The sequence below is a fragment of the Indioceanicola profundi genome (assembly GCF_003568845.1).
Taxonomy (GTDB): Bacteria; Pseudomonadota; Alphaproteobacteria; order Azospirillales; family Azospirillaceae; genus Indioceanicola; species Indioceanicola profundi.
Genome location: NZ_CP030129.1, coordinates 244,462 through 269,965 on the forward strand (window position 1 = coordinate 244,462; position 25,504 = coordinate 269,965).

Here is a 25,504-nt window from a genome sequence, read left to right on the forward strand (position 1 = left end):
TTGGTGGCCCGAAGCCAAGCTTTTAGCCGTGAAGTGCTTTCGGCGGTCCCAGTCCCCAGGCGAACGCATCCCCTCAGCCCAGGAGGGATTCCAATCGATGACCTTAGTCATTGCAACGGGCCCTGGAACACCTTGCGGACCCGACACTATCCTGGATCGGTGGGCAGGGCGTATCGCCATATGAGCAGAAGACGCAGCAATCCCCGGCCTTCGCGCGCAGAAGCGTCCCACAACCCATGCAGTCGTAGAAGAACTGGCACGCATCCGTCGGCATGGTCTCGGTTTCCCGGTGTCCGCACCGTGGACAGGTCAACGTTGATTCGAGCTCCTTCGCCGCTTGGGTCATGTCATCCCCTCGCCCAGGTGGCAACGGTCTGCACGACGGCGGCCTCGTTGCTGGCGGTCCAACCTGCGCCCAGCAGCAGCACGGTCGCGGCTGTCAGAAAGCTGAGGGTGATCCAGCGGCGGCCAGCACTGGGTTTACATGCCCCGGTGGCAACGCAGACCACGGACGGGCGCCGCGATGCCCTGAGAAACAGCGCCCAGCTCCCGGCAAGAAGCAGGCCCGCTGCGAGGAAGATCTCGGTCCTGTAGACGGCGAGCCCAAGCAGGGGAGCGAGACCGGCACCGCCAAGCCCGACACCGGCGAAGAGCAACGGCAGGGCGCAACACGAGGCGGCACCGAGGGCACCCATGCCGGCGACCGCGGCGATTCCGGACAGTATGGTTGCCTCCTTGCCGTCCCGGACTGCCGTTTCGTTCGAAGCTGGCTGCATGGCATTGTCTTTCAATCACAACTGAGCCATCGTGCATCCTGTAGCGACTATAGAATCAAGCTCAAATAGCTGCCGCGTTTGCCCTTACAGCATGCTACCGATGTCGGACGCCCCGGTCGGGTAGGCGAACATCGTGGCTTTCACGTCGTCCGCCGTCAGACCGTGGCGGATGGCCAGGGCGAACAGGTTGATCACCTCGTCAGCGTGGGGTCCGACCAGATGAGCCCCGAGGATGCGTCCGCTGTCCTCATCGACCAGCACCTTGTGTCCATAGACGGGCTCGGCCTCGCGCAGGGCCGTGAACCAGCCGGGCGTCAGGGCCTTTGCCAGTCGGAACCGTAGCCCCTGCGCTCGGGCCTCATCTTCCCGGAGACCTGCGGCTGCGATCGGCGGGAAGGTGAAAGCGACACTCGGAACGCCGCGGTAGTCCGGCTGGCGGTGGTTGCCCTCCAGGATGTTGGCGGCGACCACCTTGGCGTCGTGGCTCGACACCGGCGTCAGTGGTGGCCCCACCTGCGCCATGTCGCCCGCCGCATACACCGCCGGATTGGAAACACTTTGCAAGAACCCATTCAGCTTGAGGCGATTACCCGACGTCTCGATCCCGCCGGCATCCAGGTCCAGTCGGCGGAGCGCAGGCACCCGCCCGGCGGCATGGATAGCCAGGTCCGCCCGGACCTCCAGAGGCCCGTCCGGGGTCATGGCGCGAACGCGACAGCCGCCTGCCGGATCAAGCTCGACTTGCCGGACTTCCGCATCGGTCCGCACGTCGATTCCGACCGCCTCGAATCCCTCCATGAGCCAGGACACCAGGTCCGCGTCGAACTGGGGCAACATCCGCGAGCCGCGCTGTAGAATGGTGACCTTGGCGCCGGCGCGGGCGGCGATATGGGCGTATTCGGCGGTAATGTAGCCACCGCCGACCAGGACGATCCGCTCCGGCAGTTTCTCCAGGTTCAAAAAGTCATCGCTCGTGGCGAGGTACTCTTCGCCGGGAATGTCCAGTCGCGCCGGCTCGGCGCCGGCCGCCAGCAGGAGATGTCCGAAGGTGAGTTCCCGACCGTCAACCTCCACCCTGTCGCGCCCGGTGAGGCGCGCATGGCCGTGCCAAGTGGCGATGCCCTTGTCGGCATACCGGCGTTGGTGTTTGCCCGGCACCGGGTCCGTGAAGCTGCGCTTGTGCGCCACCAAGGAGGGCCAGTCGATGCAAGGATCGCCGGCGATGCCGCGGCCCTGCATGCGTCGCGCGATGTCCACGGCCTCCGCGCCTGCGCGCAGCATTTTTTTGGGGTCGCAGCCGCGCAAGGCGCACGTACCGCCATAGGGCCGCTCATCGATAACGGCTACGCTGCGGCCAGCAGCCCGCACGCGGGTGGCGGCCACCATCGCAGCCGTACCGGCTCCGACCACTACCAGGTCGTACTGTTCTGCCATCGAGGTTCTCCGCTGTCGTCGACAGGATAGGCGGTTGCAAGCTGGCCTGGAGCGCCTACCTGTTGAGGATAGGACCTGTAGCCGCTACAGGTTCAAGGGGAGAGGAGCAACGATTTGGGAGGTCCTGTGGCACATGCGGGTGGGGGGTTGTCGATCGGGACCTTGTCCCGGCAGTGCGGCGTCCACATTGAGACAATCCGGTATTATGAGCGGATTGGGTTGGTGCCCGTTCCTGACCGCACCGCCGGTGGACACCGTTCATACGGGCCTCCGCATGTCCAACGGCTGGAATTCGTCCGCAGGGCACGCGATCTTGGCTTCACGCTCGACGAGATCCGGGCTCTGTTGGGCTTGGCGGAAAGCGATCAGCCCTGTGCGGATGCCCGGCAGGTTGCCGCCCGCCATCTTGAAGACGTTCGGGGAAAGATTGCGGCTTTGCAGAGAATGGAGCGTGTTCTGGCCGGCATGGTGGATCTGTGCGACGGGGAAGGTCGTGAATGTCCTTTGATCGACGCTCTGACCAGCCGCCGCACTGATCCATGAGGTGGACGAGCGCCGCAAGACGGAGGAGGCGCTGCGCCAGAGCGAGAAACTGCAGGCTCTGGGTCAACTGACCGGCGGCATCGCGCACGATTTCAATAATCTGCTCCAGGTTGTGCATAGCGGTGTCGAGCTCTTGCGCCGTGGCAAAGAGGGTCCGGTCGAGCGACGGGCCATGTTCCTCGATTCCATGGCTCAGGCCGTAGAGCGCGCCAAGGAATTGACCGGCCAGCTACTGACTTTCTCCCGCCGGCAGGCACCCAAGCCGCAGGTCTTCAATCTTAACGAAAGACTGCTCGGCATGGCCAGACTGCTCGACCGCACGCTCGGGCCCAAGATCACCGTGCGTACAGAGCTTGCTGCTGATCTCTGGCTGATGTAAAAGCCCTGTTTGGCGCTGCCATGGCAGATTTAGGACACTGCCCCTACGGGTTGATGCAGCCTCGGCGCATCTGTTCCGTTCTGCGTGGGTGCACAAACCCTAGGGAGCCCGCATTCGCAGGCACAGCTGGGACAGTGGCTCATTGAGGGTAGAAGCGGGCCGCGTAACATTGAGGAAGGGCTTATCTGGTTGAAGCGGAGTGCCGGCTTCGGCTGTCGAGGCGCCATGATGCGCCTTGCAGAATTCTACCGTGAGCCGCCGGATCCAGAGCGTAAGGACCTTACTGTGGCCATGCAGTTTGCGCTGTTGGCGGTGGAGCATGCGGGACGATCCGAGTGGTCCTATCACCTGCAGAGCGCCCGCAAGTTGGCAAACGAAATCCGCAAAAGGCTCTCGCCAGCGGAAGAGGCGGAAGCAGTAGAAGCAGCCTCCCAGTTTGCGGTGGTTCCCCATGAGGATTGTACCGCGTCGTGAGGGTGGTACTTGGCCGAGCGACCGGCCCATAAAAGGGCGACTTTCCAGGAGCTGCTATTCAGCAGCCCAAAGAGGCCGATTGGTTTTAGTCATGCGGCTACGGCCAGAATCTGTTGCTTAGCATAGTAGCGCTCCTCGGCTTCCGCGGGCGGGATGTTCCCAATGGGCCCCATCAGGCGTCTGTTGTTGATCCAGTCGACCCATTCCAGGATGGTGAGTTCTACCGCCTCCATGCTGCGCCAGGGACCGGGCCGGTGGATCATTTGCCGTTGACAGTCCCCCGCCTCGAAGATGCGGTCCCACACCCCAATCTTCGCCCAGCGGCGGAAGCGGCTGGCGCAGGTCGTTGCCGGACCATAGCGCTCGGGGATATCGGCCCAGGGCGAGCCAGTCCTGAGGGCTCTGTTGCAAAATCTGACTGGAACCGCGTGAGGCCAGCTTTCGGCATGGCTGCCCAGGTCAAGCGGCCTGGAGCTCGAGGTGCTGGTTGATGAACTGGGAGGCCTCGGTCAGCGCGCAGGGGCCGAGCCCGAAAGCTCGCTCAACCAGGCGGGCCTCGCCGCGCATGTCGCGGGTGAGGTTGAAAGCGCCTGCCTGCCCTTTGCGCAAGGCGCGCATCACCTCGAAGCCCTTGATCGTGGCGTAAGCGGTTTTCAGCGTCTTGAAGCCCCGCACGGGGCGGATCAACTGCTTGAGCTTGCCGTGGTCGGCCTCGACGACGTTGTTCAGGTACTTCACCTGCCGGTGCTCCGTGTCCTCGGGACATTTGCCCTCGGCCTTCAATGCCACCAGCGCCGGCCCATAGGTTGGCGCCTTGTCGGTATTGATGACCATCGGCTTCTCCCACGGCTTGAGGCCGTTCAGCGCCTTTCCGAGGAAGCGCTTGGCCGCGGCGGTGTTCCGGGCCGACGAGAGATGGAAGTCGATGGTGTTGCCGTACTTGTCGACGGCCCGGTACAGATAGGCCCACTTGCCGCCGACCTTCACATAGGTCTCGTCGACCCGCCAACTGGTCGACCGTGGGCAGCGCCACTGCCAGCGCAGCCGCTTCTCAATCTCCGGCGCGTACGTCTGAACCCAGCGGTAGATGGTGGTGTGATCGACCACGACCCCGCGCTCGGCCATCATCTGTTCGAGGTCGCGGTAGCTGATCCCGTACCGGCAGTACCAGCGCACCGCCCACAGCACGATCTCACCCTCGAAATGGCGGCCTTTAAAGTCCGACACGTCTCAGCCCCCTCGCTCGATCGCGTCATTCCACCGGATGCCGGCCAACTTTACAACAGAGCCGTCCCCGAGACCTGGTCCTCGAAAATCTGTTCGCAGCCCGCCACCTTCAGAGCCCGGTGCTGAAGGTCGAGGTTCTGATCTTCCGTCGAGACGCGCGCATACCCTACCAACATTGGTAGGGGCCGATGAATGAAGGCATGGGTTCCTCGCTTTCGAGCCCCTATTTTGAGACTGCGTTTTGAGACGCGCAAGCCACTGAAATCGCTTGTCCCCAGAAAACGTCTCTAAAGGGAACCATTTTGAGACGAGCCGGGCGCCGGGCGAGCCTGTTAAGCCCGCGTGAGAGTAGTTTCCGCTGCTAGGAATTGTTCTCTGACGGGGAGGCCGCAGCCGTCCGGCTACTGCTGAACAGATATTTGACGAGGGCGGCGGCAGAAAGAACCAGCACGACAAGAGCGAGCAGCGAAAACAGCCCCATCCCCCACATCATTTCCCCGCACATCATGTCATACATCATCCTGCCCTTTTTCTAAAATTATTATATTTGGTCCATTTGTTTTATTAGCGCCAGTATTTATACCATAATGCGCAGTAAAGGTCTAATTTTCGCAGAAACATCTACATGCTCAACCGCCGGAACCGCCCTGTGCAGCCTGTCCGAAAGGTTGAACCCAGAAGACGATTACCGCCACGAAGGCGGCATAGACCACAGGAAGCGCAAATACCTGCCAGCGTTTGAAGCCAGACTCACGCCCGCCCCACCAAATAAACGCCGCATACAGGGCTGGCATGATCGCTACGAAGGCGAGCGTGACCCAGAATAGTTGCATGTTCTCGATTGGCATGCCGATGATCGTGAGCGGAATGAAGGCCAGCGTCATGGTTACTGCGTGATCGCCCATGACGCTTGTGACGCCGGACGTCACCTGCCCGCTACGAGCGACGTACCACGTTGCAAAAACTTCCGGCAGCGCAGCAACCGGCGCAGTGATGAAGAGCCCGCCGATGATTTTGGAAAGGCCGAGCGAGCCGACGATCTTCTCGGTCGAGAACACCGTGAAATAAGCCCCAATTGCCAGTGCCCCGATCCCTGCCGCCGCCAGCCACTTTTCCTTGCGCTTCCATTCAACGCCCTCGCCTTCCTTCCGCCCTCGCGCCAGCGCCTGGACGAGGTAGGCGAGATAACCGATGAGCAGAATCCAGCCGTCAATCGGCTGCAGTCCCCGCCATGGCGCAGGCAGCGTCACAAGGGCAAACAGGCCGACAATCGCGAGATAAGGCAGAGCCTGGACGGTGGCGGCCTGAGGATCGACCTGAAGCAGGCCCTCGCGCCGGTGCTCTTCATGGTTCCTGTGGCTGCTCTCTCCGCCGCCGATGCCCTTCTTGCGGGTGGCGAAATAGGCAACCATGATCATCATCGGGATCGCGAGCACATTGGAGCCGAGAAGCGCGCCGAGGCCAATGTCGCTCACACCCCGGATGGCGCTCGTGGTGTTGATGCCGATTTCAGGCGAAGCGGCAGCGAGGCCGACGAACGAACCGCCCGCCGCAACCGAAAATCCCCATTGGCGGCGGAGCTTCTTGAGCGGATCGGAAAGGTGTTCAGCGCCCCAATGTGCAAGCCATACCGCAGCAAGAAGAACCCCGCCCCAGACCGCAATCATGCTTCGCTCCCTTGCGAACCGGCAGGGTCAGGCCCGCCCCCGGCCTGCTTGCGCGTATCCTTGCGCATGCCATCGGCCAGAAGCAGGAGAGTCCCGCAGACGACCGCCACGTCAGCCAGGTTGAAGGCGGGCCAGTGGTAGGCTCCCAGATAGAAATCCAGAAAATCGGTGACAGCCTGATACCGGACCCGGTCCAGAATGTTGCCAAGTGCGCCGCCGATCACAAGCCCGAGGCCAGCGCCGGTCAGCCGCAGCGGCGTTCGCCACAGCCAGATCAGGAGGACGCCCACAATCGCAGCGGCAAGCAGGACCAGAGCCCACCAGGGCACCAGACCGCCGAGCATTCCAAAGCTGACGCCATCGTTGCGTACAAGAACGAGGTTCATGACCGGCAGGACTTCGACACCGCCTGCAAGGCCCGGTGAATTCAGAGCGAGCGCCTTGGTGCCCTGATCGAGAGCAAACGCCGCCGCAGCACAGGCTATCCCGAGAACCCGTGCGCTCATGTGCTCTCCCGCAGGTCGGCATTCGCATCGCGGATGATCGACCACGAGGATTGCAGGAACAGCCCGGCGATCACCGCCGCCACGACGAGGTCAGGCCACGCCGTGCCGGTCCAGGCAACCAGACCCGCCGCGACAACGACGGCGGCATTGCCGATGGCATCGTTGCGACTGAAGAGCCAGACCGCCCGGACATTGGCATCGCCCGTCCGGTGCGGGATCAGCGCCAGTGCCGCGGCCACGTTGACGGCCAGCGCGATGATCCCGAAGAGCCCCATCAGCTCCGCCTCCGGCGGCTGCTGGACCAGAACGCGATATGCCGTGTTGCCCAGGACGCCGAGGCCGAGGACGCCCAGAAAGAGCCCCTGAATGAGCGCCGAGCGGGCGCGCCAGACCAGACTCCAGCCGATTGCGAGGATGCCGAGGAAGGTAATCAGCCCGTCCCCGAGGAAATCGAGCGCGTCCGCCTTGAGCGCCTGCGATCCCGAGATGAAGCCGCCGACCATCTCGATCAGGCCGTAACCGACATTGAGCACGATCACGATCCACAGCGCCCGCCTGTAAGCCGGGGTGATGTGGGAAAGGTCCTTCGGCAGATCGTCTATATCGCCTTCGGTTTGCGTATTTGGACCGTCCAGACGGTCGAGCTGGTAGCCGATGCCAGAGACGGCGCGTTCGACCTCCGGCAGCCGCGCGGCGGGATCGTCCAGCCGCAGCGTCATAATCTGCGTCGCGGTCGAAACCTTCACCTTCTCCACGCCGACAGAGCGCACCGCCTTCTCGATCTTGGCCGCGCAGGAGGCGCAGTCCATGCCAGTGACGCGGTAGCGCACTGCTTCGTCGTTGCTCTCTGAAACCGTCTGATCCATCGAGGGCCTTCCTTATGATCCGCGATCAATATATCATTGGCGACTGATATGTCGAGCACAACCCCCGCAGCACAGCAAGACCGCCGTTCCCTTGGCCTGCAAACAAAGCTGTTTCGCGGGCTCGCCGACCCATCCCGCCTCTCCATTCTCGAAGCCCTGCGGGCGGGGCCGCGTACAGTCGGGGAGATCGTGGCCGCAACCGGCCTGAGCCAGTCGAACACTTCAAACCACCTGCGCTGCCTCAGCGAGTGCGGGTTGGTTGCTGGCGAGCAGCGTGGCCGGTTTGTGCAGTACGCCCTAGCGGACCCGCGGATAAAGCAGCTGCTGGCGCTCGCCGATCAGCTGCTTGAAGGCGCGGCACAGGGTGTGGACCGATGCGAGAATTACGAGAACGGGTCCTCGACCTGACCAAAGGCAGCTTTCGCCGAGGCGCTGCCCCTCAGAACGGAATGTCGTCGTCCAGATCGTTGGCGGGCTTCTCGTCGGGGTTGCGCTTTGGATGAAGCGCCTCGATCTCCGGCGGCGCGGTCCAGTTGGTCTCGTCCATGTGATGCATGAGCGCCGTGTTCAGGTAGCCTTCCAGCTGGTTCTCAGCGGTTCCTTCCGGGTCCGCCTCCGCATGGAAGACAGCCCATTGCCGCGCAAACTCGTATTTGCGGCGATCCACGCGGAGCCTGACGAACGCCGTGCAACCGTCCTTGGAAAAGCGGGTGTCGGTGCGTTGATGCGGGGGCAATGTGGCTTCCTCCTCGGTTGGGGTTTCAAGGCTGCGGCAAGGCCATGACCAGCCATGCCGCCAAAGCCGCGAAGGTGGCGGCACCAGCCAGGACCAGCACCACCCGCAGGAAGGTTGCCGTCTTCGTTCCGCGCGGCAGCAACGTGCTCTCCGAGACGAAGTCCGGCAGCAGCCGCAAGGCGATCAGCGCCGAGAAAAGGGCGAAAAGCGAGGTGGCGATGCCCTGGCTTGCGGGGTGTGTCAGGAAGATCAGCAGGACTCTCCAAAACTCGTCGATGATCGCCATACTGATCCCTCTTCAGTCGAGCGGAGGATTGATGCCGGAGCTTTCCACCGGCTCCCGCGCCTTGCGCTCGTCGGCCTGTGCGGCCACCCAGAGCATCGCCTGGCGCACTTCGAACAGGGATTGCCGGTTCGGCCATTCCGCTCGGCAGAGCAGCACAACCTGCTCGGCCCCGCCCGCCCCGAACCAACCGATCAGACAATGCTGCTTTTCGATTTCCTTCAGCGTCTGTTGGCCCCTCTCCATCCTGGCCGCGCGCGCGAACTCCGCCTCGGGGTGGTCCTGGACGGTCAAATTCTGCATGCGCGAATACTGCCGTTCGATCTCCACCCGGCCCCTGCGCAAAACCCGTAGCCGGTCGCTGCCAAAATCCAGCTCGATCACGCGCGCGATAGCACCGGGCTGGACAGCCGCATGGCAGGCCATCCAGACCAGCCCGCCAAAGCCCGCGACCCCGACCAGCCAATGCGCACCGGCCCATTGCGCCAGCAGGCCGGACCAGACCCCGAGCGGGAACAGCAGCGTCACGACCGCGATAGCGCCGAAATGCATCAGACGCCGGACGCCGCCATATTCAAGATTGTCGAACGCGATCCTGTAAACCGGCCCGCCCGCGCCGGAATGGCGATACACCGCCAGGTGCGGGAAATCCTGCGCCGTGCTCACCCGCGTTCCGGCGGCAGGGCTCCCGGTCGCGGCGCTCATCGGCGCAGCTCCGCGAAGGCGTCGTGCCGGTCGTAGAAGGCGCGCTGCAGGATCATGGGCGCATAGCCCGCCCGGATCACGAGCTGGCGCAGCAGCGGATCGGCGCGGCTGAAGACGAGGGCGACTTCATCCGGTTCCAGAACAGGAGTTGTGCGCGGCGCGTAGCTTTCGCCTGTCGCCCCTGACGCGGCAGCGCCAGGCGTGACCACAGAGCCCGAAAGCTGCTCGATGGTCGTGGAGCCGAGGCGCTTGGAGACCCATTCAAGCGTCGTCAGGTCGTTGTTGCCGAAGAACTGCAGGATTCCGGCGTTGCCCATGAAGGTTTCCCATCGCTCCTTGTAGAGCGCCTTCAGCTGGCCGAGGTCTTGCAGGATCGGCCAGAGCTTCACGCCATAACCGGCAATCTGGCCCGCTGCGTCCTCGATCTGGCGCATGTGGCCGAGGCTCGCGAACTCATCGAGCAGGAACAGCACCGGTGATCCGGCGGCGGGCCGTCCGGGCGTTCGCTCCATCGCCTGCAGGGCGAGATTGACGAACAGGCGCAGCCAGCGCCCGCACGTTCCTATGTGCCGTCCCGGCAGGCACAGATAGATGGTCATTGCCGCGCTTTTCAGGTCCGCAAGGTCGAAGCCCTCGACCATGAGCGAGGTTTCGATCTCGGGGAAGGACAGCGGGCGCAGGTGCCGCCGCGCCGTGGACAGGACGGAGCCGCGCTCGCGCTCCGGCTTTTCGAAGAAGTCGGCGGCGGCGCGGCGCACCGCAGGCTCCGCGCTGTCCGCCATGAGCTCGGCGAGCATGTCCATCCCGCTCGCCTCGTCCGCCTCTTCGGACTCCCCGTAAATCTCGCTGGCAGGCGTGATGGTCTCTCCCTGGGCGATCAGGTCCCGCACGGCCACGAGATCGCGGCGGCCTTCAAAGCGATCCGCGCTCGCTACTTCGAGGATCACGCCCTCGATAAAGGCGTGGGCGGATTCATCCCAATGCGGATCGCCCCCGCCGGTGACCACCAGGGCATCGGCGATCAGAACGGCATCTTCCACCGAAAACTGCCGCCGCATCGCCAGGGGATTAAAGCCGGTTTCGTACTCTGCGAGCGCGCCGCCGGTCGTTCCGAACGGATCGACGCGCTGCCCGAGCTTTTCAGCCCGCGTCTTCGCCGTCAGAAGCGCCAGCTCGCCCTTCGGGTCGATGGCGAGCACCGAGCCCGTATAGCGGAGCATGTTCGGCACAATAGCCGACCGGCCTTTTCCGGCGCGGCTCCCGGCAATCATGATGGCATGACGATCATCGGCGACGCCGACTTCCTGTCCGCCCTGTGCATAGCGCTCGCCTGTCTGTGCGTCCCGCTCGATCTCCGCGGCGATCAGGCCAAGAAACAGCTTGTCCGGCGAGAAACGCAGCGAAGCCGCCGCCGCAATGCTCTGCGGCGCTTCGAACGCTGAAGCAGGTGCGGCCATGTCTCGCGGTCTGACACCAGGCACGCCCCGGCTCAGACCGGAAAACACGTTGCTCGCCATGGGCCTAGCCTAACCCAAGCGGCGCAATCTCCGAAGCCGCTATTCTTGCCTTGTCGGCGGGTTCTTTCTTCCCTGCCGTCCTTTGTCTGTCCAGGCAGCCCACATCGCCAGTCGTGACCGCAAGGCTGGCGGCTGCGGGGCTTTGCCGGTCAAGGCATCCACCCGTTTCCGCCCGTCTCTTTCTCGCTCGCGCTCGCGCGTCCCCTGCTGCGCCGGGGACCGGGCAAACCCTCGGGCGGAGCCTCCTTGACCGTCGCCCGCGCACCCGCCGGACGCCGGGTCACCGGCTGGCATGGGGCCAGCCCAACAACAAGGAGAACGACAATGACAGAAGAAATCCCAACCCCGGAAGGCAATGCATCCGGCACACGCCCGCAGTTCAGGGCATGGCTCGTCCAGGACGGGCAGGACGGCAAGCCGGTCTGGACCGAGCTTGCGGGCCTCTGGCCGACCCGAAAGGGCGCTGGCTACTCCGGCTCGCTGAATTGGAATGCGCGGGCATCGGTCGGACCAGGGTGGGATGTTCAGCTACGTGTCGCTGGAGGATCGGGTTCCGACCCGGCATCCGTTGCGGCTGATCCGGCGGGTGGTGGACGCGGTGCTGGCGGCGATGGACGGCGACTTCGCCGGGCTTTATGCCGCCACCGGCCGCCCCTCGATCCCGCCAGAGCAGGTGCTGAAGGCGCTACTGCTCCAGGCTTTCTACACCGTGCGCCCGGAGCGCCAGCTGATGGAGCAGCTGGACTACAATCTTCTGTTCCGCTGGTTCGTCGGGCTCGGGATCGATGATGAGGTCTGGCACCCGACAGTGTTCTCCAAGAACCGCGACCGCCTGCTTGACGGCGACATCGCCCAGCGGTTCCTGGCGGCGGTGACCGGCCACGCCAAGGTGCGCGGCCTGCTCTCGGACGAGCATTTCTCTGTCGACGGCACCCTGATCGAAGCCTGGGCCAGCGTGAAGAGCTTCCGCCCGAAGGATGGAGACGACGAACCGCCCGGACCCGGCCGCAACGGAGAGCGCGACTTCCACGGCGAACGGCGCAGCAATGAGACGCACGCCTCGACCACCGATCCGGACGCTAAGCTCTACCGCAAGGGGCCGGGCAAGGAGGCGAAGCTGGCCCACATGGGCCATCTGCTGATGGAGAACCGCTCCGGCCTGGTCGTGGCGGCGAAGCTGACCCCGGCGACGGGTCGGGCCGAGCGCGAAGCCGCCATCGCCATGATCGAGGCCGTCACCGGCCGCCGCCGGATCACGCTGGGAGCAGACAAGGGCTGTGACGCTGGCGGGTTCGTCGCCGACCTGCGGGCGCTGAAGGTCACGCCGCATGTGGCCCAGAACACCCGCGGGCGACGGTCGCGCATCGACGGGCGAACGACCCGACATCCGAGCTACAGCGCCAGTCAGAAGGCGAGAAAACGGATCGAGGAGGCCTTTGGGTGGGTCAAGGTGGTGGCGGGGCAGCGCAAGACGAAGTTCAGGGGCAGCGACAGGGTTGGATGGGCATTCACCCTCGCAGCCGCCGCCTACAACCTCATCCGCCTGCCCAAGCTCCTGGCCACCTGATATCGGCGCCCCAGGGCACCCCCATGCCCGGTGCAAACCGAGCATCGACATGCAGTGGTTCCATCACTCCAAGGAAGGATTGCGAGTCAGCGGCCCGTTTTTCAGCGCCCTGCTAATTCTACTGTGTCACAAACAGCGTATTTGTTGCCGACAACAAGGGCATCGGGCAAGTGTTGTGAGCAGGGCTCTTGCCGTGGCAATGCGCACGGTGGCGATGGAATCTGGAACGTGGCGTTCAGGCCGGAGCGGGAGATCCCCTGGGCTTGTAGGTTTTGGGTAGGCCAAGCGCTTGGATGGGTTTGGAGCTGGATGGAGCTGAGGGGGGAATGGCGGCCCGCTCCTGGACCAGGAACCCATAAGCAGCAATGCAAAGGGTGGCGTGGTGATGGAAGCCCCGCCATCCCCGCCCCTCATAGTGCCCCAGCCCGATCTCCTGCTTGAGCTCCAGATAATCCCGCTCAATGCGCCAGCGCAGCTTTGCGGTATCAACCAGATCGGCCAGGCTGATGTCGGCCGGCAGGGTGGAAAGCCAGTACTTGGCGGGCTCTTTCTCATCCTCCGGCCATTCGATCAGCAGCCATTCTTCAGGCCAGGGTTCCGCGCGCCAATAGTCGCGGTGAGCCGGGCGGACCCGCAGCGCAGCAAACCGGGATGTCAGGGGGGCGTTGCTGCCCTCCCGCCATGTCACTGTCTGCCATGCCCCTGACGCTAAACTCTGAGCCAGGGTTTTCACGTCTACAGGCTTGTGGTTCGGATCGCGGCGGACGAGCTTTGGCGGGCGGCCTTTCCCACTCCATGGTTTGGCCGGCAACGGTCCGGTTCCTGGTGGCCAGACGGTCAGGGAGGACTGAACCCCGGCAACATAGGCTAGACCGAGTTCGGTGATGCCGGTGCGCAGATCCGTGTCGGTGCCATAACCTGCATCCATCAACACAGGAGCAAGTGGCACGCCGGATTGCACGGCAGTTCTGATCTGGGCCAGCGCGATCTGCGGCTTGGTCTGGAACGAGATCTCCTCAGGCACCCCCGCCTTGGCACGACGCTCGTGATCGCCGGCCCAGGCTTCCGGCAGATACAGCTGCCAAGCCAGTGGCAGGCTGCCGTGATCGGTGGAAATCGAGAGTGAAACCGCGACTTGGCAGTTGTCCTGCTTGCCGAGCTGGCCGCAATACTGCCGGGCAACACCGACCGAATGCGTTCCCTTCTTCGGCAGGCCGGTATCGTCGATGATCCAGGCCCTCAGCGAGCCATGCGCCTGCAAGGTTGGCAGCACCGTTTCCCGGACTGCCTGCAGAACAGCAGCATCATTCCAGGGCGCCTTGGCCACGAAGTGATGCAGGGATTGATGTGCGGCCTGCACACGGCCAGGCTCCACCCGTGCCGCCATCGGCTCAACACTCTTGCGCTCTCCCGGCAGCAGCAGCCCGATGCAGTAGGCCTGGAATGGCGAAAGCCGGTCTGCATGCCCCAGAGCCTGGGCAAGCCGCCCGATATACCTCCCGAAGCGGGCTTCGCTCCCGTCCAGCCAGTCGAAACCCATGCCACCCTCCCAAGTGCATGAGCTCCAACCATAACATCACTCGTTCTTTTATGACACAGTAGAACTAATGCCCTACCTGTGAAGAGGCACGCCGTCGAGGCGGCGCTGTTTATCTATCGCCTGCACCATCCCGATGTTCCGGCCGACCGAGCCGAAGCCGAGGTGGCCCGCTGGACCGTCGCGCGCCGGGTTCACTGACCAATTTCGTCAGGCGGAGGCGCCACGCGGTCCCAGCAGCACGATGGCGGCTCCGATGAGACAAACAGTGGCGCCGAGCACGTCCCACCGGTCAGGACGGTGCCCCTCGGCGAGCCAGAGCCAGAGCAACGATGCTGCGATGTAGACGCCGCCGTAGGCGGCGTAGGCGCGGCCTGCGAAATCGGCATTAATCCGCGTCAGCAACCAAGCAAAGGCAATCAAGCTGGCGATGCCGGGCGCGATCCACAAGGGTGATCTGTCAAGCCGCAGCCAGGCCCAGAACGAGAAACAGCCCACAATTTCGGCCAAAGCAGCCAAGCCATAGACAGCAATCGTGCTCATCAATCTTTCTTTCCCTGGGACAGCGCCTCGATGACCCGGCAGTCCGATACTGTCCCGTGGCGGCATTGGCCGAGCATACGCTCCAGTTCGGCCTCGAGCGACCGTAGCTGGCCGATCTTCTGACGAACCTCCTCGAGATGCGCCGAGGCGATCACATCCGCCTCCTCGCAGGAGAGATCGACCCGGTCCGCCAAGCTCAGGAGACGCCGCACCTCATCGAGCGAGAAGCCAAGCTCGCGGCCGCGTCGGATGAAGATCAGGCGGTCCAGGTCGCCCCGCGTGTACATGCGCTGGTTCCCTGCCGTGCGGGCCGGTTCGGGCAGCATGCCGACCTGTTCATACCAGCGCACGGTCTGCACCTTGGTGCCGCTGCGCGCGGCCAGGCCACCGATGCTGAATTTTTCACCCTGCATGCGCTTTGCCCCTTGAACCTCTAGCGACTAGAGGTTCTAGGTTTAGCACATTGGCAATGGCCACGTCGAAGCCTCACAGAGCAGGAATGCGCCATGCAGGACCAAGCATCGACCAGACAGGCACCGACCGGAGGTGATCCAGCCCACCAGTACCGGGTCACAGGCATGGACTGCCCCAGCTGTGTGACGAAAGTTGAGACGGCTTTGGCACGGCTCAGCGGCGTCGAGGACATCAGCCTGAACTATCACTCGCAGGTACTCCGGTTCCGGCTGGACGAAGCCGCGACACCCAAGGACAAGGTCGAGGGCACCATCCGGAGCCTCGGCTTCGGCATTGAGGATATAGACCTCCAAATCGTCTCCGGCCGCCAGCCCGGAGCGTCGGAGGCCTCGGCCGCCAACGAGCAGCCGTGGTGGACCGGGCCCAAGGCGAAGCTCACCGGTTTCATCGGGCTGTTGGTCGGGATCGGCTTCCTGATGTCCTGGCTTGTCCCGGCCTTTGAGGACCTTGCCCTCATGCCTGCCGCCCTGGTCGGCCTCGCCGTCTTTGGCTGCCGCGCCTTCCTGCTCGCCCGCCTGGGCACGCCATTCAGCATCGAGATGCTGATGTCCGTTGCCGCTGCCGGGGCGCTCGTGATTGGAGAGACGGCGGAGGCATCGGTCGTCATCCTGCTGTTCGCCGTGGGCGAGCTCCTGGAAGGAGTTGCGGCCGGCAGGGCAAGGTCCGGCATCAAGGCCCTGGCGGCCCTCGTCCCACGCACCGCCCTGCTCGTCGATGGCGCAGTGGCGCGCGAGGTTCCCGCTTCGCGGTTGGAGGTGGGGCAGGTTGTCCTGGTTCGCCCCGGCGACCGGGTGCCTGCCGATGGAGAGGTCGTCGACGGCGTGTCCGATGTCGACGAGTCTCCGGTGACAGGTGAGTCTGTGCCGGTGCCGAAGCAGCCCGGCTCGCCGGTCTTCGCGGGCGGCATCAACGCCACCGGCGTGCTTCGCGTCCGGGTGACGCGGTCCGCAGCGGACAACACCATCGCCCGGATCATCCACATGGTCGAGGAGGCCCAGGCCAGCAAGGCGCCCACGGCCCGTTTCATCGAGCGCTTCAGCGCCCGCTACACGCCCTTCGTCATCATCGTAGCGTTGCTCACGATACTGCTGCCGCCGCTCGCCTTCGGGGCGGACTTGCAGACCTGGATCTATCGTGGCCTGGCCCTGCTGCTGATCGGCTGCCCCTGCGCGCTGGTCCTGTCCACCCCGGCCGCCATCACCTCCGGCATCGCGGCGGGCGCCCGGCGCGGGCTCCTCATCAAGGGCGGAGCCGCCCTGGAGGCGATCGGAAGGGTCCGGGCCGTGGCTTTCGACAAGACCGGAACCCTGACGGAGGGGCGGCCGCAGGTCACGACCTCGTTCCGATAACCGGGACCGAGCGGACCCTGCTCGCACTGGCGGCAGCGGTGGAGAACGGCTCCAGCCATCCGCTCGCCCGGGCCATCCTGGCGCGGGCCGAGACCGACGGCGTGCCGCTGCGCCCTGCCCGTGACCAGAGGACTGTTCCAGGCAGGGCTGCGCAGGCCGTCGTCACCGGCCGATTGGTGGAGGTGGGCTCACCCCGGCATGCCGTCGAGAGGTGCGGACCCGACATACTCCCCGACGACCGTATCGCCGCGCTGGAGGATGCTGGCAAGTCAGTTGCCGTAGTGATGACCGATGGGAAGCCGATCGGGTTGATCGGCATCCGCGACGAGCCGCGGGCCGACGCTGCGCAGGCGGTCTCATCCTTGGGCAATCTCGGCATCCGCAGCGTGATGCTGACCGGCGACAACGTCCGCACGGGCCGGGCCGTCGGCCGCGCCTTGGGGATAGAGGTGAAGGCCGGGCTCCTTCCCGAAGACAAGTTGCGGGAGGTTGCCGTTCTGAAGGCCGCTGCGCCCGTCGCCATGGTCGGGGACGGAATCAATGACGGTCCGGCGCTGGCGGCTGCCGATGTCGGCATTGCCATGGGCGGCGGTACGGATGTGGCGCTGGAGACCGCCGACGCAGCCCTGCTGGGCAACCGGGTCGGAGGCGTGGCGGATCTGGTGGCTCTTTCCCGGGCGACATTGGCGAACATCCGCCAGAACGTGGCGATGGCGCTAGGCCTCAAGGCCGTGTTTCTGGTCACCACGCTCTTCGGCATCACCGATCTCTGGCTCGCCATCCTGGCCGACACCGGTGCCACGGTCATTGTCACGCTCAATGCCTTGCGTCTGCTCCGCGCCGGTGGGCGCCAGCCGGTGGCAGCAGGGGAATATAAGAGATGATTCTGGATAAGGACGGCATCAGGGGCCTATATGGCCGCACGGCCCCCTTCTATGATTGCGCTTTATCGGTCTACAATCTGCTGGGCATCAACCGGCTCCGTCATGGGCTCGTCGAACAACTGAACATCAAGCCTGGCGATACGGTGGTCGATTTGGGGTGTGGAACAGGGGCCAATTTCGAAGCGCTGACCCGAGCGGTCGGTCCCTCGGGGCATATCATCGGCATTGACCTCTCTCCTGCCATGTTGGGGCGTGCGCGAGCTCGCAAGAGTCGCAATGGATGGACGCACATCGAACTGGTTGAGGCTGACCTGGAAAACTGTCTTTTTTCTTCCACAATAGCGGCGGCGCTCGCCACGTTCGCGCTGGAGATGGTGCCAGGATATGACGTTGTAATCCGGCGCCTCGCCAATGCCTTGCCACAATCGGGACGGCTGGGGCTGCTTGGTCTGAAGCATCCTGAAAATTGGCCGGACTGGTCGGTGAGCCTGGGAGTGCAGCTTCACAGGCCTTTCGGGGTAAGCCGGGATTACGCGGATTTTCGACCGTGGAAGTCGGTGGACCAGCACCTGCGCCTCGTGGATTTCCGGGAACTTTACTACGGTGCAGCTTACCGCTGCGTCGGACAATGTTCTCCAATGAGAGGGGAAGGCCACCCCATTGCACCGAGGTTGCCCCGAACTGCCAATCTCAAGGGAAGTTAAATAACGGGAACAGAAGGCTTGCTGCTCGAGGCTTGCCGCACTATCTTGGACGCCATGCGCCTGCTCGCCACGTTAGCACTGGTTGCGACTTTCCTATTCACCGTTCCCGGCTTTGCCCATCCCGTGGACGTAGCGCACACCCATGTCCAGATGTCCGCCGATGCTGGCCACGTTGACACGCCAATGGGCAAAAAGTTCATCGACTGCCATCATGGCTGTGGTCACTCCCATGCGGCGAGCCAAGTGCTGCCAGTCCGAGTCAGCGACCCTGTGGTCTGGGTGAAAATACCCTATTCCTTCAATAACACACCGCCGCCGGAGAGCGCCGACCCGTCTCCGCCCTACAAGCCTCCGCGCGCCTAAGCGAACCGACTTCGTCCGGGTGATGGCCCCTGGCCGCACCCGGTGTTCGCTCGTCCGCACGCGGAGACTACATGCGTTCGCATTTTGCAGCCGCCCTGGCGATCGGGATCGCCTGGGCGCCAGCCGTCGGGGCTCAACAGCCGCCGACCGCTGCCCAGTCCCCTCTGCCCTCATCTTCCATTCTGACCCCGGAAGCCGCGATCACCCGCGCACTGGATGTTGCCCCGCGTGCTGCGGCGGCAGCAGCCCGGCTTGACGCCGCGGCGGGGACCCTTGATCAGGCCGGAGTTCTTCCGAACCCCGAATTCGGCGTCGAGGTGGAGAATTTCAAAGGCTCCGGGCCGTTCTCCGGCTTTGACAATGTCGAGACCACCTACGGCCTGTCCCAAACCATTGAACTCGGCGGCAAGCGCGGCGCCCGTGTGGATGCTGCCCGTGCTGCGCGCCTGGCGGCGCGCCATGATCTGGCCGCGGCTCAGCTGGATCTGATCCGTGATGTCAGGGCCGCCTTCGCCGAGGCGGTTGCCGCTGAGCGGAATGTGGGGCTCGCCGAGGAGCGGGTTCGCCTGGCGCAGGAGGTCGAACGATCGATCCAGGCCCGTGTCGAGGCCGGACGCGAGACAACCGTGCAGGCGAGCCGGGCCGAGATCGCGCGCCGCCAGGCCGAAGTGGCCCTGGAGCAGGCCCGCCGCCGTGCCGCTGCCGGGCGCCAAGCTCTGGGTGGCCTCATCGGCATGGACCAAGCCGCCCTGAAGCTTGACGGGACGTGGTTCGGCCGCCTGGATGTCCCAATTCCAGTCTCAGAGGCGTTCCCCGCCGAGACGGCCGACCTGCTGCGCCGGGAAGCCGACGTTTTGCAGGGCCGGGCGGAGCTCGAGGTGGAGCGCAGCCGTGCCGTTCCGGACATCACCGTCTCCGCGGGTGTGCGCCAGTTCCATGAGACCGACGACAATGCCTTCCTGGTCGGCGTCAGCATCCCCATCCCGGTGTTCGACCGGAACCGGGGCGCCATCGCGCGGGCGCGGGCCGAGGTTGTGGCCGCGGAAGCCGAGCTCGCGGCCGAACGGCTGGACTTGAGCCGCCGGGTCACGGCCGCCCGCGCCAATCTGGATGCGGCCCGCGACACGGCATCCGCCCTCCAGGCGCAGATCATTCCTGTGGCCGAGCAAGCGTATCGTGCGGCGCAGGAAGGCTACCGGCAGGGCAAGTTCTCCTACCTGGAGGTCCTCGATGCGCAGCGCACGCTGTTCGACGCGCAGCGTGACTTGGTTGACGCCCTCCAGGGCTTCCACAATGCACGCGCCGATCTCGAGCGGCTATCTGCAACCGCCCCATCCGGGGAGAGGTGATCCCATGAAGAAGACACTGATCGGCGTTTCCGTCCTGGCCCTGACGGCGGCCGGAATTGGCTACTGGGCCATCGATCTGGGTCACGGCCCAGCCCCTTCCGCAACCGCCCAGGAAAAGCATGCAGAAGGTGACGGTCACGACCATGATGAACCGTCTACGCCCGAAGAGGGGGCGGAAGAAGGTCATGGCCATGAGGGCGAGGAGGGGGCTGTCCATCTGACGGACGCCCAGATCGCCCGCTCCAACATCAAGGTCGTCGAGGCCGGACCCGGCGAGGTCTCGAAGGAAGTCCAGGTCATGGGCACCATTGTGCCCGATGCCGACCGGATGGCCCACGTCACCACCCGCGTTCCGGGCGTTGTCGCGGAGGTGCTGAAGCGCCTCGGAGACCAGGTCGCCGCCGGAGACGTGTTGGCCGTGCTGGACAGCCGCGACCTGGCCGAGGCCAAAGCCGACTACCTGGCGGCCTTGCGCCAGGAAGCACTCGCCAGCACCACGCTGAAGCGCGAAGAGGACCTCCGGCGCAAGAAAGTCTCGGCCGAGCAGGACTATCTCGATGCCAGCACGGCGGCGGAGACCAGCCGGATCGCCCTGGATGCGGCCCGCCAGCGTCTGGCCACCTTGGGCCTGACCGACGCTGAACTCGAGGCTCTGCCCAAGCAGGACCCGCGGGCCATGAGCCGCCTGGAGGTCCGCGCCCCCATTGCCGGGCGGGTCACGGAACGGAATGCCGTCCGCGGCGAACTGGTCTCCGCCGAAAAGGAGATCTTTACCGTCGCCGACCTTTCCACCGTCTGGGTGGAACTGCCCGTCTATGCCGCAGACCTGTCACTCGTCCGTGAAGGCCAAGCGGTTACCGTCACGGGGCCTGCGGGACAGATGGCCCAAGGGAAGGTGATCTTCACCGGCCCCACCATCGATCCGCAGACCGGGGCGGCGCGCGTCGTCGCCAGCCTGGAGAACCCGGATGGCACATGGCGACCCGGCGACTTCGTGTCAGGCGCGATCGCCAGCGGCGGTGAACCGGCGGACGTCGTGGTGCCCGCCTCGGCACTCCAGACCCTGAACGGGGAAACCGTGGTGTTCGTCCGGAACGAGGAAGGCTTCGAGACCCGTGTCGTCGAGGTCGGCCGCCGCAGCGCCAGCACGGCGGAAATCGTCTTCGGGCTCTTCCCCGGCGATCCGGTGGCCAGCGGCAACACCTTCCTGCTCAAGGCCGAAGCCTCGCGGGGTGCCGCCGAGCACTCCCATTCGCATTGAGGAGCGCTGGCATGATCGAACGCATCCTCACCTTCGCGGTCCAGCGGCGCTTCCTCATCGTACTGCTGGTGGCCGCGGCCGCGGCGTTCGGGGCGCAGTCGCTGCTGCGTCTGCCGATCGACGCCGTGCCCGACATCACCAACAACCAGATCCAGATCACCACGCTGGCCCCCGCCCTCTCGCCCTTCGAGATCGAGCAGCAGGTGACATACCCGGTGGAAACGGCGCTCGCCGGGATTGCCGGGCTGGACAGCACCCGCTCCATTTCGGTCAACGGGTTGTCGCAGGTCACCGCGATCTTCGACGAGGAGGTGGACATCTACTTCGCCCGCCAGCAGGTGGGCGAGCGCATCACGGAAGCGAAAGACCTGCTCCCGCCCGGGCTGACGCCCACCATGGGCCCGATCTCCACCGGCCTCGGTGAAGTCTATATGTGGACTGTGGAGTTCGCACCCTTCGTTCCGGAGGAAGCGCAGGCCGGGGAGCCGGGCTGGCAGCCGGACGGCTCCTATCTGACGCCGGAGGGGGAGATCCTGGCGAGCAAGGCCGACCAGGCCACCTACCTGCGCACGGTCCAGGACTGGATCGTATCGCCCCAGATGAAGGGCGTCGAAGGTGTTGCGGGCATCGACACCATCGGCGGCTATGTGAAGCAGTACCATGTCCTGCCGGACCCCGTGCGGCTGGTCGCCTACGGCCTCACCTTCGCTGATCTGACAGAGGCGCTGGAACGGGCAAATCAGAGCCTTGGCGCCGGTCAGCTTGAGCGGAGCGGGGAACTCTTCATCGTCCGCTCCGATGGCCGCATCTCGACATTGGCCGAGATCGCCGATGTCGTTGTGGCGACGCGCGGCGGCGTTCCGGTGCGCCTTGCCGACGTGGCGACTGTGCAGCCCGGCCAGGAAATCCGCACCGGCAGCGCCAGCGAGAACGGCCGGGAGGTGGTGGTCGGCACCGCCCTGATGCTGATCGGAGAAAACAGCCGCACGGTTGCCGCCGCTGTGGACGCCCAGCTTCAAGAAATCCGGAGTTCCCTGCCCCCGGACATCGTTGCGAAGACGGTGCTTGACCGCACGGACCTGGTGAACGCCACCATCAAGACAGTGGCGAAGAACCTGACCGAAGGCGCCCTGCTGGTCATCGTCGTGCTGTTCCTGCTGCTGGGGAATGTTCGGGCCGCCCTGATCACGGCGGCTGTCATCCCCATCACCATGCTGCTGACCGCGACGGGCATGCTCGAGGCGGGCGTCAGCGCCAACCTGATGAGCTTAGGGGCTCTCGACTTCGGCCTGATCGTAGATGGCGCCGTGATCATCGCGGAGAACTGTCTGCGCCGTCTTGGTGAGCGCCAGCATCATCTCGGCCGCGTGCTGACGCTGCGGGAGCGCCTGCACGAGGTCACCCTCGCGGCCAAGGAGATGATCCAGCCCTCCGTCTACGGGCAAGCGATCATCATCGTGGTCTATCTGCCGCTCCTCACCTTCACCGGGGTGGAGGGCAAGATGTTCGAGCCCATGGCGCTGACCGTTATCATCGCCCTGGTCTGCGCCTTCATCCTGTCCCTGACCCTGGTTCCGGCCCTGATCGCCATCTTCGTCAGTGGCCGGGTCGAGGAAAAGGAGAATGCCGCGATCCGCCAAGCCGGACGGGCCTACCGTCCCTTGCTGGACCGGGCGCTGAAAGCGCCACTCCGTGTCACCGCCATCGCCGCCGTTTTGTTCGGCGGCAGCCTGCTGCTCTTCACTCAACTGGGCCAGGAGTTCATCCCGCAGCTGGATGAGGGCGATGTGGCCCTGAACTCCTTCCGCATTCCCAGCACCAGCCTGCCCCAGGCTACAGCCCAGCAGATGGAGATCGAGACGGCAGTCGCCGCCTTCCCGGAGGTGGCCTACGCCTTCTCGAAAACCGGGACGGCCGAGATCGGCACGGACGTGATGCCGCCCGGCATCTCCCACATGTTCGTGATGCTGAAACCGCGCGACCAGTGGCCGGACCCGGACCTCTCGAAGGCGGACCTGATCCAACGCCTGGAGGCCGCCGTGGGTGAACTGCCAGGCCAGGTCTATGAGGTCAGCCAGCCCATCCAGCTGCGCTTCAACGAACTCCTGGCGGGCGTGCGCGGCGATGTCGCCATCAAGGTATTCGGCGATGACTTCGAGACCTTGTTGGCCACGGCCAACGAGATCTCAGGCGTTGTCCAGGGTGTCGAGGGCGCGGCCGACGTGCGCGTCGAGCAGGTCGCAGGCGCCTCCTTCATGAATGTCGAGGTGGACCGGACCCGGGCCGCACGGTTCGGGCTCAGCGTGGCTGACGTTCAGGAGGTGGTCGCCATGGCGGTCGGCGGCCGCGAGGCAGGCCTGGTCTATCAGGGCGACCGGCGTTTTGAGATTGTGGCCAGGCTGCCGGAGAGCCTCCGCAACGACCCTACCGCTCTTGAATCTCTGCCCATCCCACTTCCGCCGGATATCGTCGAAGGCCAGGGAGCAGGGGCTGTCCGCACCGTACCGCTGGGCGAGGTGGCGAGCTTCAGCTTCACGGAAGGCCCGAACCAGATCAGCCGGGAAAACGGCAAGCGCCGCATCGTCGTCCAGGCCAATGTCCGTGGCCGGGATATCGGCTCCTTCGTGGAGGAAGCGCAGGCCCGCATTGCGGCCGAGGTTACGGTGCCGCCCGGCTACTGGGTGGATTGGGGTGGACAGTTCGAGAACCTGATCGCGGCCCGCGAGCGGCTGATGATTGTGGTCCCGGCCTGCTTCGCGCTGATCTTCCTGCTGCTCTACAGCGCCCTCGGCTCGGCCCGGGATGCCGTGCTGGTGTTCAGCGGCGTGCCGCTGGCGCTGACCGGCGGCATCCTGGCGCTGTGGCTGCGGGGCATGCCGTTCTCGATCTCGGCTGCCGTCGGCATGATTGCACTGTCCGGCATCGCCGTGCTGAACGGCCTCGTCATGCTTTCCTACATCCGCCAACTCCGCATCCGCGGCATGAATCTGGAGGAAGCCGTGCGTGTGGGGGCGCAGACCCGCCTGCGCCCGGTGCTGATGACGGCCCTGGTGGCGAGCCTGGGCTTTGTCCCCATGGCGTTGTCCACCAGCGTTGGGGCCGAGGTCCAGCGGCCGATCGCCACCGTAGTCATCGGCGGGCTGATCACCGCCACGCTGCTGACCCTGCTCGTGCTCCCGGCCCTCTACCGCCGGTTCGCCAAACCCCTGGCCGTCGAGGAGGAGGCGCCTGAAGAGGCGGCTCCCGTCGGACGCGCCGCGGAATAGGAGGCTCCAATGGCCAATGTTGCACCAATCGGCCTCGTATCCCTGCTGTTGCTGACGGCTTGCGCGTCCGGAAATGGGCTGCCCCGGGTTGCCGACAGCGGCTGCCCGAGCGGTGAGCGGTATGTCCAGCCGCTCAAGTTCGGCAAGGGCGACCACAAAACCTTCCGGACCAGGAGCGAGCAGTGCGTTCCGCTGGAGCTCGCCAGCACGTGCCCAAGCGGTGAGCGGCGTCTCATGTCGCGCGTGCTGGGCAAGGGCAACCATGTTCCGCTGCAAGCCCTAGCCGATCGGTGCGCAGCACCTGAAGAGCAGAGCTCCAGAAACCATCAATGACCAATCAGCCGGGCGGCCATGTACCGCCCGGCTCTCAACCCGACAGGAGATACCGATGTTGAAGCAGTTGATGATCGCCGCCAGTCTCCTCCTTCTGCCCGTGGCGGCCAGCGCCCAGGACGGGCATGGCCATTCCCATGGCGAAGGGGCAAATGGCCCGCACGGCGGCGTCGTCCAGGACCTCGCTGGGTACGAAGCCGAACTGGTGCCAGGTGACGGAACCGTCACCTTGTATCTGGTCGATCATGCGACCGAGGCTCTGGTCCCCACCGAAGGCATGATGGCCAGCGTTCTCTTCACCCAAGGATCGGTACGCAAAGGGACGGTCGTCCTCCAGCCCGTCGGGGACAGGTTGGAAGGCAAGGGCGAGGTGCCCGAGGGCGCCGACGCAGTGGTCAGCCTGCGGGGCAAGGACGGCAAATCCTCCCAGGCGCGCTTCGAGCTCGGCGGCCACGCGCACTGAGCCTGCTGCCGGAGGCCGGTGGTGCAAGCCACCGGTCTCCCTTGGCCCACACTGCTGAACAGGAGGTCGGGATGCGAGACGTCGCCATAGTCAACCTCATGTCCATGCTGCTGCTGTCGGCCTGCTCCACCGCCGACACGCTGCCGAGGGCGGCTGACAGCAGCTGCCCCAGCGGCGAGCGGTATGTCCGGCCGCATCTCTCCGGCACCGGCATCGGCGGCTCCCCCCTCAGCATCGGCCGGGATCTTTGCGAGCCGCCACAAGCGCGAACATCTCGAGACCAACATTGACTGATTCC

The 25,504-nt window shown here is 65.0% G+C and carries 27 protein-coding genes and 4 pseudogenes; 13 read left to right on the forward strand and 18 right to left on the reverse strand.

The annotated features are described in order from the left end of the window. Nucleotides 1-103: 103 nt before the first annotated feature. The 3 genes from DOL89_RS25795 to DOL89_RS24445 all read right to left on the reverse strand — a co-directional run bounded on the left by DOL89_RS25795 (nucleotide 104) and on the right by DOL89_RS24445 (nucleotide 2,210). Nucleotides 104-346, reverse strand: coding sequence for a GDCCVxC domain-containing (seleno)protein (locus DOL89_RS25795; RefSeq protein ID WP_119681960.1), 243 nt, complete (start codon nucleotides 344-346; stop codon nucleotides 104-106). A 1-nt stretch (nucleotide 347) separates the two neighbouring features. Continuing rightward, complete coding sequence (locus tag DOL89_RS24440; RefSeq protein ID WP_205574751.1) at nucleotides 348-776, reverse strand: hypothetical protein; 429 nt, start codon at nucleotides 774-776, stop codon at nucleotides 348-350. A gap of 84 nt (nucleotides 777-860) precedes the next feature. Beyond that, nucleotides 861-2,210, reverse strand: a complete 1,350-nt coding sequence (locus DOL89_RS24445) for a dihydrolipoyl dehydrogenase family protein (RefSeq protein WP_119681962.1) — start codon at nucleotides 2,208-2,210, stop codon at nucleotides 861-863. A gap of 126 nt (nucleotides 2,211-2,336) precedes the next feature. Here DOL89_RS24445 and DOL89_RS24450 point away from each other — a divergent pair, with 126 nt between their 5' ends. The 3 genes from DOL89_RS24450 (at nucleotide 2,337) to DOL89_RS24460 (ending at nucleotide 3,606) form a co-directional block, all read left to right on the forward strand. Then, a complete protein-coding gene (locus DOL89_RS24450; RefSeq protein ID WP_119681963.1) occupies nucleotides 2,337-2,753 on the forward strand; it encodes a MerR family transcriptional regulator in 417 nt (138 codons plus the stop codon). A gap of 1 nt (nucleotide 2,754) precedes the next feature. Beyond that, complete coding sequence (locus tag DOL89_RS24455) at nucleotides 2,755-3,132, forward strand: histidine kinase dimerization/phospho-acceptor domain-containing protein (protein ID WP_162937883.1); 378 nt, start codon at nucleotides 2,755-2,757, stop codon at nucleotides 3,130-3,132. 225 nt (nucleotides 3,133-3,357) lie between these two features. Further along, complete coding sequence (locus DOL89_RS24460) at nucleotides 3,358-3,606, forward strand: hypothetical protein (protein ID WP_119681965.1); 249 nt, start codon at nucleotides 3,358-3,360, stop codon at nucleotides 3,604-3,606. A gap of 89 nt (nucleotides 3,607-3,695) precedes the next feature. Here DOL89_RS24460 and DOL89_RS24465 read toward each other — a convergent pair. From DOL89_RS24465 to DOL89_RS24495, 8 genes and pseudogenes are all read right to left on the reverse strand, one after another. Further along, nucleotides 3,696-3,872, reverse strand: a pseudogene (locus DOL89_RS24465) (IS3 family transposase); the annotation flags it as partial. Nucleotides 3,873-3,890: 18 nt separating this feature from the next. Next, nucleotides 3,891-4,001: pseudogene (locus DOL89_RS24470) on the reverse strand (transposase); the annotation flags it as partial. A 64-nt stretch (nucleotides 4,002-4,065) separates the two neighbouring features. Further along, on the reverse strand, nucleotides 4,066-4,833 hold the full coding sequence (locus DOL89_RS24475; RefSeq protein ID WP_119681966.1) for an IS6 family transposase: 768 nt from the start codon (nucleotides 4,831-4,833) through the stop codon (nucleotides 4,066-4,068). A 62-nt stretch (nucleotides 4,834-4,895) separates the two neighbouring features. Then, nucleotides 4,896-5,009, reverse strand: a pseudogene (locus tag DOL89_RS24480) (recombinase family protein); the annotation flags it as partial. A gap of 185 nt (nucleotides 5,010-5,194) precedes the next feature. Beyond that, entirely contained in the window at nucleotides 5,195-5,353 is a 159-nt protein-coding gene (locus DOL89_RS25335; protein WP_162937854.1) for a hypothetical protein, read from the reverse strand. Between the two features lie 109 nt (nucleotides 5,354-5,462). Then, nucleotides 5,463-6,500, reverse strand: a complete 1,038-nt coding sequence (locus DOL89_RS24485; RefSeq protein WP_119681968.1) for a sodium:calcium antiporter — start codon at nucleotides 6,498-6,500, stop codon at nucleotides 5,463-5,465. Beyond that, nucleotides 6,497-7,006: a signal peptidase II gene (gene lspA, locus DOL89_RS24490; RefSeq protein WP_119681969.1), complete on the reverse strand. Its 510-nt coding sequence runs from the start codon at nucleotides 7,004-7,006 to the stop codon at nucleotides 6,497-6,499. The genes DOL89_RS24485 and lspA overlap by 4 nt, the downstream gene beginning before the upstream one ends. Then, on the reverse strand, nucleotides 7,003-7,872 hold the full coding sequence (locus DOL89_RS24495) for a cation diffusion facilitator family transporter (protein WP_119681970.1): 870 nt from the start codon (nucleotides 7,870-7,872) through the stop codon (nucleotides 7,003-7,005). The genes lspA and DOL89_RS24495 overlap by 4 nt, the downstream gene beginning before the upstream one ends. A 48-nt stretch (nucleotides 7,873-7,920) precedes the next feature. Between DOL89_RS24495 and DOL89_RS24500 the strand changes: the two genes are divergently transcribed. Next, nucleotides 7,921-8,280, forward strand: a complete 360-nt coding sequence (locus DOL89_RS24500) for an ArsR/SmtB family transcription factor (RefSeq protein WP_119681971.1) — start codon at nucleotides 7,921-7,923, stop codon at nucleotides 8,278-8,280. A 31-nt stretch (nucleotides 8,281-8,311) separates the two neighbouring features. Here DOL89_RS24500 and DOL89_RS24505 read toward each other — a convergent pair whose 3' ends face one another. Genes DOL89_RS24505 through DOL89_RS24520 form a run of 4 tightly spaced genes read right to left on the reverse strand, consistent with a single transcriptional unit; the run spans nucleotide 8,312 to nucleotide 11,113 of the window. Next, nucleotides 8,312-8,608, reverse strand: a complete 297-nt coding sequence (locus DOL89_RS24505; RefSeq protein WP_119681972.1) for a hypothetical protein — start codon at nucleotides 8,606-8,608, stop codon at nucleotides 8,312-8,314. Between the two features lie 25 nt (nucleotides 8,609-8,633). Then, on the reverse strand, nucleotides 8,634-8,894 hold the full coding sequence (locus tag DOL89_RS24510) for a hypothetical protein (protein ID WP_119681973.1): 261 nt from the start codon (nucleotides 8,892-8,894) through the stop codon (nucleotides 8,634-8,636). Between the two features lie 12 nt (nucleotides 8,895-8,906). After that, nucleotides 8,907-9,596: a hypothetical protein gene (locus tag DOL89_RS24515; RefSeq protein ID WP_119681974.1), complete on the reverse strand. Its 690-nt coding sequence runs from the start codon at nucleotides 9,594-9,596 to the stop codon at nucleotides 8,907-8,909. Then, a complete protein-coding gene (locus tag DOL89_RS24520) occupies nucleotides 9,593-11,113 on the reverse strand; it encodes a type IV secretory system conjugative DNA transfer family protein (protein WP_119681975.1) in 1,521 nt (506 codons plus the stop codon). The genes DOL89_RS24515 and DOL89_RS24520 overlap by 4 nt, the downstream gene beginning before the upstream one ends. Before the next feature lie 490 nt (nucleotides 11,114-11,603). On the opposite strand from DOL89_RS24520, the gene DOL89_RS24525 reads away from it, so the two are divergent. Next, a complete protein-coding gene (locus DOL89_RS24525) occupies nucleotides 11,604-12,680 on the forward strand; it encodes an IS5 family transposase (protein ID WP_119681976.1) in 1,077 nt (358 codons plus the stop codon). A gap of 235 nt (nucleotides 12,681-12,915) precedes the next feature. Here the strand turns inward: DOL89_RS24525 and DOL89_RS24530 are convergent, their stop codons facing one another. The 3 genes from DOL89_RS24530 to DOL89_RS24540 all read right to left on the reverse strand — a co-directional run bounded on the left by DOL89_RS24530 (nucleotide 12,916) and on the right by DOL89_RS24540 (nucleotide 15,173). Beyond that, nucleotides 12,916-14,220, reverse strand: a complete 1,305-nt coding sequence (locus tag DOL89_RS24530; protein ID WP_119680771.1) for an IS701 family transposase — start codon at nucleotides 14,218-14,220, stop codon at nucleotides 12,916-12,918. Between the two features lie 207 nt (nucleotides 14,221-14,427). Beyond that, nucleotides 14,428-14,760 carry a YnfA family protein gene (locus tag DOL89_RS24535; RefSeq protein ID WP_119681977.1) on the reverse strand — a complete coding sequence of 111 codons (333 nt, stop codon included), beginning with the start codon at nucleotides 14,758-14,760 and terminating at the stop codon, nucleotides 14,428-14,430. Beyond that, on the reverse strand, nucleotides 14,760-15,173 hold the full coding sequence (locus tag DOL89_RS24540; RefSeq protein WP_119681978.1) for a MerR family transcriptional regulator: 414 nt from the start codon (nucleotides 15,171-15,173) through the stop codon (nucleotides 14,760-14,762). Before DOL89_RS24540 ends, DOL89_RS24535 begins: the two co-directional genes overlap by 1 nt. Before the next feature lie 93 nt (nucleotides 15,174-15,266). Between DOL89_RS24540 and DOL89_RS24545 the strand changes: the two are divergent. The 8 genes and pseudogenes from DOL89_RS24545 to DOL89_RS24580 all read left to right on the forward strand — a co-directional run bounded on the left by DOL89_RS24545 (nucleotide 15,267) and on the right by DOL89_RS24580 (nucleotide 25,496). Continuing rightward, a pseudogene (locus DOL89_RS24545) lies at nucleotides 15,267-17,467 on the forward strand (heavy metal translocating P-type ATPase). Beyond that, complete coding sequence (locus tag DOL89_RS24550) at nucleotides 17,464-18,171, forward strand: class I SAM-dependent methyltransferase (RefSeq protein ID WP_119681979.1); 708 nt, start codon at nucleotides 17,464-17,466, stop codon at nucleotides 18,169-18,171. The pseudogene DOL89_RS24545 and the gene DOL89_RS24550 overlap by 4 nt, the downstream one beginning before the upstream one ends. A gap of 434 nt (nucleotides 18,172-18,605) precedes the next feature. Beyond that, on the forward strand, nucleotides 18,606-19,883 hold the full coding sequence (locus DOL89_RS24555; protein WP_119681980.1) for a TolC family protein: 1,278 nt from the start codon (nucleotides 18,606-18,608) through the stop codon (nucleotides 19,881-19,883). Nucleotides 19,884-19,887: 4 nt separating this feature from the next. After that, the gene (locus DOL89_RS24560; RefSeq protein ID WP_162937884.1) at nucleotides 19,888-21,144 is read left to right on the forward strand and encodes an efflux RND transporter periplasmic adaptor subunit; all 1,257 of its coding nucleotides are present in this window, start codon (nucleotides 19,888-19,890) and stop codon (nucleotides 21,142-21,144) included. 11 nt (nucleotides 21,145-21,155) lie between these two features. Beyond that, nucleotides 21,156-24,410 carry an efflux RND transporter permease subunit gene (locus DOL89_RS24565; RefSeq protein WP_119681982.1) on the forward strand — a complete coding sequence of 1,085 codons (3,255 nt, stop codon included), beginning with the start codon at nucleotides 21,156-21,158 and terminating at the stop codon, nucleotides 24,408-24,410. Between the two features lie 9 nt (nucleotides 24,411-24,419). Beyond that, a complete protein-coding gene (locus DOL89_RS24570) occupies nucleotides 24,420-24,743 on the forward strand; it encodes a hypothetical protein (RefSeq protein ID WP_119681983.1) in 324 nt (107 codons plus the stop codon). 55 nt (nucleotides 24,744-24,798) lie between these two features. Continuing rightward, entirely contained in the window at nucleotides 24,799-25,206 is a 408-nt protein-coding gene (locus DOL89_RS24575; protein WP_119681984.1) for a hypothetical protein, read from the forward strand. Between the two features lie 71 nt (nucleotides 25,207-25,277). Next, nucleotides 25,278-25,496: a hypothetical protein gene (locus tag DOL89_RS24580; RefSeq protein WP_119681985.1), complete on the forward strand. Its 219-nt coding sequence runs from the start codon at nucleotides 25,278-25,280 to the stop codon at nucleotides 25,494-25,496. Nucleotides 25,497-25,504: the final 8 nt, after the last annotated feature.